A 14175-nucleotide genomic window follows, 5' to 3' on the forward strand; every position below is an offset into this window, starting at 1 on the left:
GGAGGCCTCTGGCATGGTGAGACGCAGATGCCTAAATGGCAAAGACCAGCCCAGTCGAAATGAGATGATGGACGACATGACTACGACCTCCAAACTTACTGTGCTCGAAATCTGTGCCGGAGCTGGAGGTCAGTCAGTTGGTTTGGAGCAAGCTGGGTTCGGTCATTCGCTTGCCGTCGAGATCGACAAGGACGCCGCCGCCACCCTCCGCCTCAATCGACCCTCATGGGACGTTCACCATGGTGACGTCCGAGAAGTCAACGGCAAGGACTACAAAGGGATCGATCTGCTCGCTGGGGGAGTACCCTGCCCGCCGTTCAGCATCGCTGGAAAGCAGCTTGGCGCCGACGACGAGCGTGATCTTTTTCCAGAAGCGCTACGCCTCGTGGAGGAGGCTAAGCCTTCTGCCGTAATGCTGGAGAATGTCAAAGGCCTAGCATCGGCTAGGTTTTCGACCTACCGTCAGTCGATTCTTGATGCACTCGAAGGGCTTGGCTATGAGGCTGACTGGCAGCTCTTCTACTCGAGCGAATTTGGCGTCCCTCAGCTCCGACCCCGGTTCATTCTCGTGGCGGTAAAGAAGCGTTACCACAAGAAGTTTGACTGGCCCGCTGCACATGGCACACCGCCGACCGTCGGAGAAGTACTTCTGCCGATGATGGAGAGCGGCGGCTGGGCCGGTGCTACGGCCTGGGCTATGAACGCAAACGGTATTGCCCCGACTGTTGTCGGCGGCTCCAAGAAGCATGGGGGCGCTGACCTTGGGCCGACGCGGGCTAAAGCGGCTTGGCTTCAGCTCGGGGTCGACGGCAAAGGCATCGCCAATGAAGTTCCGGGGTTTGAGATGCCGATGAACCACATTCCTCGCCTGACCAACGAAATGGTTGCCCGCATCCAGGGCTTCCCTCTGGACTGGCAGTTCTCTGGCAAGAAGACGTCCGTCTACCGACAGATTGGGAATGCGTTCCCGCCGCCGGTTGCAGCAGCCATCGGGACTTCCATAGCCACTGCCTTGGGCGTCAAGGCTCCTGCCAACAATCAGTTTGAGGAGTCGGTGGAGCGACACCTACGCGCTGTTAGCTAGAAGCCGACTTCTTATCGGCTTTACGCGCCCTTTCGCGCCGGCGAATCTCCGCGGCGATATCGCCATGCGGCCATGGCGTCCAGGCTGTTAGCTCGTAGTGGCTACGCTTGCGTCCGTCCTCGTATCGATAGTGGACTCTGTACTGCCAGCCGAGTTCTTTTAGCTCGCGCATGCGCTTCTGCCAGTCTTCTTGGAACTGGTGCATGCAAGCGACGACGGCGATAATCTGGCTCGGCGCCAACTCACCGGCTGCCTCAAAGGCCTTCAGCGCTTCACCGATACGCTTGTGCGGCTCGAGCCAGGAAGCGGCGGCCCGCATCTTATCTGCGTGTTGATCGATAGATGTAAAGTAGTCGCGCTTACCGTTGTTGCATTCGTGACATAGAGCTTGGAGGTTATCTATGTCGCTGTCCCCGCCCCAGGTGAGGGGAAGTTTGTGGTCAACCTCAAGTTTGATTGCGTCGTCATTCGGCGTCTTGCCACATTGCGCACACCGCTGGCTGAGGAGGACCTGAGCCCGAAGGCGGCGTGAGATTGCGATCCTTCGAGGAACGCTAGGATCTCGGAGTCCTTCGAGAATGTACTTCGACTTGCCATTGATGCGCCGACAAGACACCTCAATCCCGTAGACGTCTCGAAGGTCGCGAACTCGACGATCTGTTTGGGAACGGCTGGCGCCCGCGACGGTGGCAGCATGAGCCCGAATTTCCACCATCGTTGGGGGATCGTCTTTTCGATCATGTAGGAAGTTGTATAGCACTCGGTGCTGGTCGGACGCGATCAAATCATAAAGCTCGGGACTGCCAGGCTGCGGCAATAGGAGAAAGTCAGCGATCACTGGGCGAGGACTTTGGGTGCGGGCGTTGTAGTTGTATGGTCGTCTTCAATGCGGTGCCAGTATCGGCCCTCGAGATTGACTGAGTTCGCCATTGCGAAGTCGACAGGCCCAACGCGGATGCTGACCAGCTCGCCGGGCTCTGGCACGGTGCAGCCGAGTGATCGTGCGATGGCCGTTTGCGCGCTGTAATCACCTCCGAGTATTAAGTAGCCCTCCGACCGTAGGACACTGCGTGCGCCGCCGTTCTCGCGGACCCTTTTCATGAAATCATCCTGTTGGGCGACGGTCGCGATGATGTTACGAGAGATCCGCATGTTGGTAGCTACACGGAACAACTCGTTGACCCGAGCCTGGCCGCTTCGTGGAGCGAAGATCCTAGCTACGTGTGCGGCCGGAAGCTGTAATAGGATGTTTGGCTGCATAGGAGCGTCTCTGAACAGCCATTTGATGCGGGATTTGCCGAGCGCGTTGAGGCTTCCTTTTTGATCGCGGTTCATGCCCACATTGCGGTTTTCTGGCGTGGCGCGGACAAGTCCTATGCTCCAAGCGGACTTTTCGTCGCTTGCAACGGAACCCAGGATGAGATGGTTGATGCTCTCAGGCGGGAGCATCCACTGGGCTGTTGCAGAGTACTTGCTATCGACCTCGTACCCGGCGATCGTATAGTCCAGGATTTGGCCATCATCGAAGCCAAATTCGCGCTGCAGGTTGATTTCGATGAGGGTACCGTAGTGCGTTTTCTCCGTCTTGAACAGCTGATCCCAGCGATAGCGCCCCGTCCTCTGGCCGTCATAGAGCTGGTCAAAGGTGGATCGAAAGACATGGGCCATCCGGCTGCCGTCGGGGTCCGCTGCCAGGAGTGTCGCGGCGACTGCTTCAAGTTCAAGGTCTTCAGCGGCGGAAAGCTCGTCTAGCTCAAAGGGCAACATGACCATTACCCTATTGCACAGGCACGGCGCGTCAGAAAAGAGAATAGATCGGTATCCGTAACCTTCGTGTGCAAACGTAGGATAAACGTAGTGAGATTTGGTAGTACACTCGTCGCAAACTCAGCTCAGCTGGAAAAAATCCAACGTATTTATCACTTTGATATCGGTGCTGTGCTTTCGGTCAGATCCTTGCATCCAAGAGCCCGCTGTTATTGGCGGCCACGGCGTGGCGAGCTGGCGGCGTTTTCGGTGGCGATCCTTCCTCTTCGCCCACTGCCTCAACACACTTCGGTCATCAGATCATTATGCTGTCCTGTATCGGGCCTATGGCTTAGCAACGACTTCGTTCGGAAGGCCAGCCAAAGTAGGAGCAACTTGAATCAATTCATCGGTCACCAAGACCTTCCCGTTGGCGCTCAGCAGCAAGCTACCAAGTGAAGCGCCAATGATCCTTTCGATTGCAACCAGGACGGCTTGAGTTGGCGTAATTTCCCTCTCATTCACAATGGGAGAGAAGGAACTTGCCATAATCACGGAGTCCACTTGGTCGAATGTGAGGTCGCAAGTTTTCAGGAGTCGATCAACCGTGCGGCAATAGCGATAGGCGTCTCTAGGCCGAGACGTGATCGGCCACAAGCTTAGCCACTTTTGTGCGAGCATGTCGTCGACATCAGGGTGTTGCGGCGCGCGTTGCAGTAAGGCAGCTCTCGGGAGATCGGACAGAAGGCCGTCGAGTAGTTCAAGGGCCGCCCTGGCCTGACCAGCAGTCCTACGCATTTGCCAGCCGTGAGATGCCGAGTCGCTGCTCTTATACATCGCGTCGTGGGTTGCTCGCCACCAAGCGAACTGAACTCCGGTCCTTACTTGGATCTCGAATTCTCGTCGGAGCACGGCTGTAGAAGGAACGGCGCGGGGACTCACCTTGCCTTCAAGGCGCGCAATGATATGAACATCGTCATAGACAAAACTTTCGGCCGCAGCCATTGGCTTTTCTTTGATCGAGGCTTCAAATTCCGACAGAAGGACTTGGCAGGCGGGCTCTATCTCATTCTGTGTAGGAACGACAACTGTCGTCGCGTAGAAATCGTGAAGCTGATCGAGTGGAGCGGATCCCGTCTCTAGTTTTGAAAGACAACTTTCAATTGACTTTATCCGCTGGTCAAATAGCCAGTTCTTCTCTTTACATATGATTTGGAGTCGTGTGCCAGCTACTTCCGCAAGGGAGTTTATTGTGTCTAGGGCGCTGTCGTAGGCAAACGCGACGCTGTCCGGAATCCGCAACGATCTGGCTACAGCTTGTCGAGAATGATGCGTGTGACAATTGCTGCACGGGTCCTGCGAGATGCTTCTTTGTTCGTACCCTGCCGCACCGCGTCACTGTACTCCAACTCGACGTCTGCGCTGGGCTCCTGCACACGCTCGCTGAACTTCTTGAGGCGATCGAGGGCCGTGGTGTGATCGGGCAGTTCATTCTTATCAATTAGGTCTAGGACGGCGGCCCAGACTCCATAGAAGTCACCCAAATTGTTCCATCGCGTCCCTTGGATGTCGATTTCCTTCAACCACTGCAGTGCAGCGTAGTATCGAATGTCGCTTGAGTCCTCCGACGGTATCTCCTCGTCGTACTCTGCATAGAATTTATCGAGTGAGTTCGGGCTGCCATCCTGAATACCATGCATAGTCAGCAAGTAGATCTCGGAGACGTACTCGACATCCAGCATCCGGGAAATTCTAGCTCGGCTCGCCACACCGACCGTGGTCCAGAAGGGATCTTCAGCCAAGACAGTCATTTTTGTAATAAAGGCGCCCTCATATTGGGCTTTTCGAAGTTCCTGCCGATTTAGTTTTGCGGTATTTTTGTTGAGCCGCTCAAAGGCGGACTTGATTTCTTCAGAATTCGCTCGTGTAATGTTTTCAACACTCAGAACGTAGTCGACAAAGGAATCTTGCAGCTCGGGAGGAAGATCGGAATAATATGCATTCTCCAATCCTTCGCTAGCAAAGTAGCTTCCGATATGAAAATCATCTTTAGTAAATGAAATTAGAGTCTCTAGTCGCTGCTTTCCGTCAATAACATGGTACATCGTCGGTGTTGCTGGGCGCGTCTCTATTTCCAGATATATGGCAGGCGAAGGATAGTTACGAAGAATAGTATCTACATAGAATCTTCTATACTCATCGTTCCAGACTGATCGCCTTTGATACTTGGGGTCAAGGTCCAGCTGTTTGGAGGCGTCCATCTCAAGAAACCACTGTACAGTTTGAGTATTTGGTCGACGCTGCATTGATGAGTTCCGCTTCCCGGTGGGCGACTGTTCTGGAATGAATTTACATGACCCAAAGAATTCTTGCCATCTAGCCGTCGAACAGGCCTGGTTCCACAAGTCACATGTTGAGTGAGATTACTGAATCGCAGCGTGGAGGAAAGTCTTCGCCAGTCCCGGGGTGGATCCGACCCGTACTGCGGCTACTGTTCAGCGCACCGCATCGGAGCCTCCCGATGTTGGGTTGACCTGATGAAGGGGGCTGACCACTGCGCTGATTCGCGGATCATGTTCTGGCCCAATTTTCGGTTGGCCTTAACACAAGAATCCTACAACCCCGAACAAGGAGGATCCAGAAGGAGATCAGCAGGCCAGTGGCATCGGTCCTCGACACCGCTGATTCAGCCCTGGGCTCTCCTGCGAGATTCAACATCTCGACCTCCGGGAGTTGCTAGTGCCGCATGTAACTTTCAGTCGGAACCGGATGTTCAAGCACTAAACCTCAGGCTTCGACTTGGATTGCGGTCGAGCATGAACGTATCGACATAGACCACTCCATCTAGGCCGACATGTTCTGCATTGATTTGTGCTGTTGCCTTTGCCAGTCTGTCCGACAAAAGGGCAACTTCTCCTGATTCCAGGGGATGCCGCAGGATTACCGCGATGCGTCCCTCGGCGGCTGGTTTGTCCCACAAAGCGCAGGCGGCAAAAGTGTTCTTGAGCGTAGAGACGTTGTAGACCGCCGCCCAGTTATTGATTGCTTGCCGTTGCTTGTCCAGCTCAATGGTCAGGCTCCGCCCATCCAGTACTGCTTTCAGGTCTTTGGCTAGACGCCAGTCAAGAAGTGCGTGGTACGCCATATTCGAATAGTCGCGCAGGCAGCGGTAGCAAGAAGACGAGCACTCCAGTGAGTGTTCACCTGCGAGCTCGTCCAGGTATGTGTCAACGTCAGCAAGGTATTCGTGAAGGATCTCGGGTTTTCCCAGGTGGCTGCTGAAGCCCGCGCCGTTCTCCAAGGTGTCGGCAAGGAAAGCGAACGTGGTGGGTTCACCGTCCTTCAGCCCGGTATAGATTCCGGCGTTGAATTCCTGGGATTGAATGTCTAGCTTTTTCGCAGCCACTGTCCTCATCAGGAAGCTTAGTGAGTACCAGGCGGCTCGGCGGCCTTGAATAGAGTCATACGCGCCGTGTTGTTGAGGCAATCCGCTGCTCAGATCCAGCCGTAGCCCCTGAGACGGGATTACTGCCGCCTGCGGGCCGTAGAACAGGAAGTCCGTCGGTTGAATAGTTCCCAGCGCAGCAGCGATGGAAGGTTCGGATTGGTCGGTGTGCACCGCGCTCGTCCCGTCAGGAGCTATGGCTATGTAGCCGCCCCAGTAATCGTTCGGGAGGGCTTGCTTGAACTGGAAGGATTTGCCGGAGTTGTCATTGATCACATACCTCTTCCCGCGGCCCGAGTATGCGACTGAACCGGGGAGGGAAACGGGTTGCAGTTTTTGGAGATCGGCCACGGCTCGGGTAGAGGTCGACTTGGGTGACCAGGAGAAGTTGCCGTCGAAGTCTCGGGGGGTGCCTGCGCGATATCCTTTGGGTTCCCGGAGATCGATGGTACTGAAGGTTCCGGGGTCAGCTCCGCACTGCGGGCAATTGCCTGCTGCGTATTCTGAGCCTGTTGGTTTTTCTTCCACGTATGCACACTGCCTGCATACGTCGATTAGTCGTTGGTCGCCCAATGCATTGTCTTCAGCCGTGACGGTGCGACCAGCGGGGTAGAAGGAGGCCACTCCGATGACGGGATAAATTTTCCCGTCGCGCACCAGCTCACTGCCGGGAGCGAACTGATTAACTGCCATCGCAGCATCGCGGTCAATCACATTGTCCGGCGGCCAGGGGAAAGCGGTGCTTGGCTTCTTGAGGTAGAGGTCCCGAACCTTTGAGGGGAACCCGAACATCGGGAGGAGGCCGCTTTCGGCCAGCCGCTGACTAAGGTCGGAATGGCCGGGGATGTCACTGAAGGCCACCACGGAAATATCCTCAGGCAGGGAGGCGATACTGGCACGTGCCACGTCCAAGTCATTCTGGCTTAGGTTCGTGTACGTCGCCAAACCGGTCACCGCCTCCTCAACTGTTGACCAGTTGTCATTGAGCCACCGACTTAGCAGTGGCTTCACCCGGGCCCAGTCCGACACCAATCCGAACTGGCCATGTGTGTTGTTACCCAATCCGGAGAATCCGTCATCCAGAGAAAGGGTGCCAGTAAAGCCGATGAATGCACGCCGAAGCGTTTCACTTCTCAAAGCACGTGTATAAATTTCGGGACGGTTGAGGGCCAGGTAAGGCTGGGGTGTTGGTTCATTAGTGATGAGTTCGGGCCGTCCAAAGTAGTACTCATCGTGGCTGCGGCCCCTGCACACGGTGAGTGACACCGCCATGGGCGTCAGACGCCGGCCGGCACGCCCTACCCGCTGCTGGTAGTTGAAACGGGTAGGTGGCATGTTGGCCAATATGACGGAATCGAGCGCGCCAATGTCGACGCCCGCTTCCATCGTTGTTGTGACGGAGAGTAGCTCAATCCCATCGGACTGCTTGTTCTCCGTCTGGTTGAGGAAAACATTCTGGAACCGGGCTTGCCGGGATTGCGCGGCGAGCCGATCGGTTTGGCCGGTAAGTTCAGCCGCTGTAAGACGGAACTGGCCCTGGCCATAGGTGGCCTTATGCCCGTAGTAATCAAGTTCTGTCCCATGAGCCGTTGCCTCTGGGAGGTCCTTACCGCAGTACGTGCACAGCCCGCACCCGTATACCAGGTGCCGCCGTCGGCAGTTCTGACATATCCATTCACTAGTGGAGGGCTGGTAGATGGTTGCCATCTCGGCGTGGATGAGGAAGTTGGATACTGCGTCGCTCCATACCTTACTGACCGACGTCTGAACGTCATCGACGTCCATGTCGAACTTCACCGAGACTGCCTGCCAGAAGGTCTTCAGCTTCCTCGGTGGCGTGTCGGATACGTTTCTCATACCGGCGAATCGGCGCATTCCTGCAAGAATGCGCAGGCTGGACTGTGCGATGGCAGCCGGAGAGAATGGGACATTCTCAGTGGCGCTGACAGATCCTACGAGTCCAACCCAACCTAAACCTAGAGACTCATAGTCGCGTCCTACCCCAGAAAATAACCCGTCAATGATCTCCTTCTGCACGTTTTTGTCTATGGCACCCTCGAGCTTCTTCTGGGCAGTGGATAGGTCCGTTTTCCGTGCTGGTGAAGGATCCCAGCGGTAGATAAGCGACCAGGATGAGGGGGCCTTCTCGTCAGTTTGCTGGAGGGAAGCCGATGGACCGCCGGGATTTATACCCATCTCCACCAGCCGCTGACTAACACGGTCAGTGAGCACGGGAAGAGAAGGAGATTGAGTAAGCCGGCGGATGGCTTCCGTTTCCGGCACGTCACTCTCAAGGTCCCACACGTCCTGCAGGAGGGTGAATGCGTTCAGATCCTTGGCGCGCAGGCGTTTGATCGCGTCCTTGGACTCTGCGGTCTTCTTTCCGTCGACGATATGTTCCTTGGCTAACGGAATATCGGCTGCAACCTGATCTGATGCCGCAAGTTCTGTACGGAGGAGCAACCGCAACAGATCCTGGTAGTGCCGGAGGCTGATTCCGGACGATAACTTGGCGGCGTCCTGTCGGCTGTCAGTGAAGACGATGGTTTTCCGGTTCGCAGGCTCGAGGTCTTGGAGCAGTTCTGTGATGAGCACCTGATTAATTTTTTCGAAACCGGTGCGCATGGCCCGAATGGGTGATCTTTGACGTTTCTTGTCTGACGCTGCCACAGGCCCGTCAGCGGTGTGGGTTATCTCCCAGTCATCGGCGCAATTAGGGCACCGCGTCGGGAACGGCGACAACTGCTCGGGGTTCCGTTTGAAGACGCCCGAGTTCTGGCCGCGCTTGCCTGCTGGTGTGGCCACCTGGAACGTCCAGCCTGTGTGGTCATTACTTCCGGTCGGACGGAGCTCGCCCGTCTCGGGCCTGAGGATTGAGCGTCTGAATGCGTACTCTACTTTCTTGCTGTCTGCAGTCCATTCCCGATCCTCCAGATCCGGGTTCTGCTTCTGCGGCCAGTAAAGAAGGTAGTTATTGGCTGTCCGCTCGAGACCCACCTGATCGGGTAGATGTTCGATGTCGGACAGGTCTGCCAGCAGGGTTACTGATTTTCCCGGAGGCTGGGTCGAACCGGCGGGTACGTACCCTCCCAGGAAGACGTCTCCACAATTTTGGCAGTACAGGAATTCCAGTACTCTGGAGCCGCATATGCACCGGCTGACCGGTTCGGAGTACAGGCGCCCTACAGGACGCGTCTGACTGCCTCCTTCCTGAACTTCAGGACACGTCGGGTCGGTGCAGGCCCACATACCCGGTACGTTTCGGAAGAAAAGATGGCTTCGCAGTAAAGGCCATTTGACCGCGCCTGTCTTCTCTGGAGAGGTTGCTGCAGCTTTCAAGAGCTTCTGTACTGCCTGACGGCGCGAATCTTCAGGCAGCGCGGGGAATAGGTGATGTTCCATCTGCTTAAGAGACTTCGCCTGCGGTTTTGATTGAGACTCCCCACTTTCGGCCAGAAAGAAGACGTTACTCAGGGCACTGGCTCCCGTGAGCTCGTCCGTGTGGCCGGGGACGCCCTCCGGGGTTGCGAATGCCGTTTCCGACAGGTCAAGAGCCGGATCCTGTGCGCGGATGAGCTGTCCGGAAAGGAAATCGAATGATTCGCGCGGCACACCAAAGAATTCCTCGACGAAGGCTTCGTCCCGGTCAGATTCCAAAGAGGCTGAGGCGGCGATGACTTGGAACTGGTTGGAGTCTTCAGCCAGTCCGAGCCTCATTTTCAGATTGCGGATGAGCAGCGCGACTTCTGTGCCGGCGGTACCTCTGTAGGAGTGCAGTTCATCGACGATGAATGTGAATCGATGGTCAGAACTGGCTTGAAGCCACTCACGGGTTGAGTCGAAGTACCGACTGTCACGCTCGCGCAGGAGCAGGACGTTGAGCATCGAATAGTTGGTGATGAGAATGTCGGGGGCAGCATGGGCCATGTCCCACCGGGAGACCATTTCAGCTCCACCAAGATGGGGCATGAAGTATTTAGACTCGTCATCGAGCTGCTGCATCTGGGTACTGCGATGATCAATATCTTGAAGATATGAGCGTAGATTCCCCACGGCGACATTATTGTCCAGTGCTCCTGTGACGGGCGTTGCCCCAGTGTACCGACCGAAGTAAAAGCGGTGCCCGCGCCTGTTCTTATCCAACCACGTCCGGGCCGCGTCACTGTCCAGTGCCTTCCGCAGCCGGATGAGCTGATCATCAACCAGCGCGTTCATCGGATACAAAATGATGGAGCGGACAGCTTTGGTGCGTCCAGCCTCTGTCTCCCGCTGTGGCACGAACGGACTATTTGCCCCTCGCCACCATGTCGCGAACGATGATCCATGACCGGTCCAGGAAGTTGATTCGGCCAAAAGGTTAGAAATGAGAGGCAGGAGAAAGGCCTCGGTCTTACCTGCGCCGGTGCCTGCGGTCACCACCACGTTGCGTTTATTCTTTACGACCGAGATCAGGGCTGACTCCTGGTGGGTGTACAGGTCCCGATCCGCAGGGATGAGACCGGTCCGCGCGAACTCAGCCAGGTCCTTCGAGGCGTGGGCCTGTTGTACTGAATCATCGAAGGAGTTCGTGGAGGCCATGTATTCGGGGCGCAGTTCGATGAAGGGTTCCCTATAGACGCCGTTGTCCTTGTCGAGGATCCGACGTCGTTCTGCTTCAAGGTTTTCATCAGCAAGTCCGAACGGTGTGTCGTAATAACGAAAATATGACTCCCGCAAGTGGTTGAACGTTTCTACTATGTCTAAAGGCATGATGTCGGCTTTCTGTAGAACGAGCGGGAACGCTGCATATTCTCTAGCGCACTTGCAGGTGTTGGTGAATCGATCGAGCGACGGCTAAAGCAACAGAGTTGGGTACATTCTCATAGGTCCACGCTCCGCCCGGAGGCTTGACGGGGCTGACCCCGCTGCACAGGGCCAGCGCTTGCCGGTGTTGCACCGGTAGCGGCAGCATGGGGCTGACAGTCAATGATCCGATGGGATCTTCGGCATCTTCTTGGATGGTCAACCGCAGACCTTTGGTGCCGATTTCGGCCATGGTCAAGCACATACCCTCCGCGTAGCTAACTGTCGACCAGTGCCCAGACCTGAATAGCCAATACTGATTCCGTCCGTGCACCTTTTGCCTGAAGAGGCCATTCCGGAGGAAGGCCTCCACATGAGTGAACTCCTGCCTAATGGCATCGAACATTTGAACCGGAGGCCCGTAAGTGTTGGGTCCCGCTGATCGGGCTCCTTGAACTAGCAGGGGAAGATCCGCGGCCATGGACAGAGCAGTACATGGGGCGAAAGTTGCTCCCACGTTGGCGGCTGTCTCTTGGAGCTCTGATTCACTGTCGTATTCAAGCAGAAGAAGCTCTGGATCGCCGAGCGAGGTAAAGCCGGTTCCATGCGGTTCCCGCCTGTGCAATACCGCGTTCGCTTCGAGCCGGTCCTCTAGTTCCGGTGTTCGTTGACCGATGACCAAGGCGAGGGCTGAAGAACCGGGAAGTTGCGTCAACATTGTGGGTCGAATTTGCCACTTGCCCTCTGGCCACAACAAATCGACATGCCCCAATACTTCCAAACGTCGTAGATATGCCCGCGCCTCATAACTCCTGGCGCGTGGTACTCCGTCCAGCAACGCAGCGACTGAGGAAGTGACATCCGCGAGACTCCCATGGCCACGTAAGCTCAACCACTCGAGGACGAGATCACCGCGCATAGATGCTGTCCTCCATCGACTGTGACAGATAAGATCTCCACTGCTGGTCGGGGTTACGGATGGTTCCCGTGGCGGCTCGTCTCCAAAAAGCTTTGGCCAGACCGTCTATGGACCCAAAATGGGGTGGATCAGCTGTGATCTGCTGAGGCTGGGACAACTTACCTGCCCGCTCTGTTAGAACCCAACTTGTCCCCTCAGGTATAGCGGTCTTCCACCGATAGGATTCCGGGAATCCAAGCCGTGCCATGAAGGCGGGAACAGGAGGTTCCCCACACCTTCGCACTCGGCCCGAGGGAGCTACGAACCATACAGCCGCGTCCTTTCCCCTCCTGCAGAGCACGAATCCAGGGGGGCCAACACTCCGAGTCATGCCAGGCCGCACGACTTCGCTGCCTTCGGTTTGCGTGCCCTCCCAACGAGGTGCAGAGCCGCTTGAGTGGACGAAAAACGGCAAGGTCGTACCAGCGACAGAAACTACGTGCTTCCCCTCAGTCAGGGGCCCGGCGAGCCGAATGGGAAACAGGGAACCATTGGCCTTCACTCGTGTTCCGGGAAGGTTGTCATCTAGGACGATCTCCACGAACTCATCAGAGCCTTCGTCCGGGAGCTGCACATCTGGTTCACCCCCGCGTAGGTAGTGGCGGCCACCGACATCCGTCCGAAGTTCAAGACCGTTCGCGAGTTTAGGCCGCGAGCTGGGGCGTGGTTTCAGGAGCTGCCCGAGGCTCTTGAACGACCCTGCCGCCGTCACGTCAACCGGCTCTACTAAACACACATCCACATACACTGCCCATCCGGGGAAGACGTCACCCCGCAATTTCCAGTGACCAGATGCGGCACTTGTCGTGAGAATCTCGTCCATTTCCGCCGCATCGGAGTTCTGCACAACAAGCAGGTGGTCCTCATCTGGACGAATATCACTCACAGACTGCCAGTGGCCCGATGAAGGATCGATACTCAAGATCCACAGCTGACGTACGTGCTTCGAAAGAATGGACTTCGATCCCACTGCCTTATAGCGGTTATTGATCAGGGCAGCGCCTCCCGGCGGACTGCCCGTAACGTCGTAAACGGATCCGTAGTCAGGCCTCTTTATGCATAGGACTGAACCGTTGTTCTGCCTGAGTTCATCCGCTTCCAACCGCGAATCAAGTGGCACAACCCAGCTGACTGACCAGTCGTCAGGGTTAATCCTCATGCTCAGCTCTAATCGCACAAGGCTTCCAACCACAGTAGAACCCGAGGGTTGTTCAGCAGCTACTTTGGCGATCACGCCCAGTAGCAGAGGGTTGCCCGGGTTCTTTTGGACTAGATCGACGAACGTCTTCGAGAAACCCCGGGGCTTGTCTAGCCACAGGCGGAGCAGGGCTAGCAAGTGCTCGGGCGAAGGGTTGGCACTCCGATCAACACGAAGCCTGTCTAAGAAACCTGACAATCGGTCGCGGTCAGACGCTTTCAGGACCGTTTGCGATAGTGGATAGCCGATTTTTTTGAATGTGTCATGGGTGCGAATGGTACTGCGGCCCACGAGGTGCTGGTTCCGCTCTATCCAGTTATCGAGCAACTGCCACATGTCCGCAACGAAATCGAAGTTCTTCTGGATACCCGCCGCGGTGAGGCTATTCGCCCCAGACGTCATCAGGCTGACCAGCCGAGGATAATATGCGACAGACGAGAACTGCCCGTCATTTCGCATTCGGGATCCTGCGATGACCGTCACGGCCAACAGGGGCAGCACAGGTGGTGGTTGATCCTGCGGACCCCGCCTCCAGGAGACGAGCCGGCGATCAATAGGTTCGAATACTGATGACTTGTCGGTCTGCCTCAGTTCAGCGAGAACAGCAGAGCGCAGCGACGCCACAGGCTCATATATGGAAGGATATATCCGCATCAATTCCTCGTCATCGAGAAACATGACGACGGGCTGCTCCGGCTCGTCCATCGAAAAAAATTCCTCAGACAGCTTTGATTGCCACTCGTCGTAGTCCATATTTTTCACCGAAAGTTCGTTGTCCCCCACGCGCATGATTGTAATTGCTGGTACTGACATCAATCGGTGCCCACGCTGACCGGGCCAAGAAATAGGCGGATGCCAACTCTTACCTGCGGTCCGTGTTCGGAACCAGAGACTGAAGACGAGGCCGCCGTCGTCGGCTATTTCCGGGTGGCTTCGAGACCGTGCTCCTCCAAGGGCCGCGA

Annotated in this window: 8 protein-coding genes; 1 reads left to right on the forward strand and 7 read right to left on the reverse strand. The window is 56.2% G+C overall.

The features are described 5' to 3' along the window. Positions 1-76: 76 nt before the first annotated feature. Complete coding sequence (locus ACP4XC_RS05130; RefSeq protein ID WP_427173788.1) at positions 77-1084, forward strand: DNA cytosine methyltransferase; 1008 nt, start codon at positions 77-79, stop codon at positions 1082-1084. Here ACP4XC_RS05130 and ACP4XC_RS05135 read toward each other — a convergent pair. The 7 genes from ACP4XC_RS05135 to ACP4XC_RS05165 form a co-directional block, all read right to left on the reverse strand. Next, complete coding sequence (locus ACP4XC_RS05135) at positions 1077-1922, reverse strand: HNH endonuclease (RefSeq protein WP_427173789.1); 846 nt, start codon at positions 1920-1922, stop codon at positions 1077-1079. The two genes, ACP4XC_RS05130 and ACP4XC_RS05135, sit on opposite strands and share 8 nt — an antisense overlap. Next, positions 1919-2851 carry a NaeI family type II restriction endonuclease gene (locus ACP4XC_RS05140; protein WP_427173790.1) on the reverse strand — a complete coding sequence of 311 codons (933 nt, stop codon included), beginning with the start codon at positions 2849-2851 and terminating at the stop codon, positions 1919-1921. Before ACP4XC_RS05140 ends, ACP4XC_RS05135 begins: the two co-directional genes overlap by 4 nt. A 324-nt stretch (positions 2852-3175) precedes the next feature. Continuing rightward, positions 3176-4132: a hypothetical protein gene (locus ACP4XC_RS05145; protein ID WP_427173791.1), complete on the reverse strand. Its 957-nt coding sequence runs from the start codon at positions 4130-4132 to the stop codon at positions 3176-3178. Positions 4133-4140: 8 nt separating this feature from the next. After that, positions 4141-5091 carry a DUF262 domain-containing protein gene (locus ACP4XC_RS05150; protein WP_427173792.1) on the reverse strand — a complete coding sequence of 317 codons (951 nt, stop codon included), beginning with the start codon at positions 5089-5091 and terminating at the stop codon, positions 4141-4143. A gap of 512 nt (positions 5092-5603) precedes the next feature. Beyond that, on the reverse strand, positions 5604-11024 hold the full coding sequence (locus ACP4XC_RS05155) for a DEAD/DEAH box helicase (RefSeq protein ID WP_427173793.1): 5421 nt from the start codon (positions 11022-11024) through the stop codon (positions 5604-5606). Between the two features lie 43 nt (positions 11025-11067). Then, entirely contained in the window at positions 11068-11316 is a 249-nt protein-coding gene (locus tag ACP4XC_RS05160) for a hypothetical protein (protein WP_427173794.1), read from the reverse strand. A 649-nt stretch (positions 11317-11965) separates the two neighbouring features. Further along, positions 11966-13996: a hypothetical protein gene (locus ACP4XC_RS05165; RefSeq protein ID WP_427173795.1), complete on the reverse strand. Its 2031-nt coding sequence runs from the start codon at positions 13994-13996 to the stop codon at positions 11966-11968. Positions 13997-14175 lie beyond the last annotated feature (179 nt).

The sequence above is a fragment of the Arthrobacter sp. 92 genome (genome assembly GCF_050260325.1).
Taxonomy (GTDB): Bacteria; Actinomycetota; Actinomycetes; order Actinomycetales; family Micrococcaceae; genus Arthrobacter.

Coding starts and splice junctions, on each gene's coding strand:
- ACP4XC_RS05130 (WP_427173788.1), top strand. CDS start 77: ATGACTACGACCTCCAAACTTACTGTGCTCGAAATCTGTGCCGGAGCT.
- ACP4XC_RS05140 (WP_427173790.1), bottom strand. CDS start 2,851: ATGTTGCCCTTTGAGCTAGACGAGCTTTCCGCCGCTGAAGACCTTGAA.
- ACP4XC_RS05150 (WP_427173792.1), bottom strand. CDS start 5,091: ATGGACGCCTCCAAACAGCTGGACCTTGACCCCAAGTATCAAAGGCGA.
- ACP4XC_RS05155 (WP_427173793.1), bottom strand. CDS start 11,024: ATGCCTTTAGACATAGTAGAAACGTTCAACCACTTGCGGGAGTCATAT.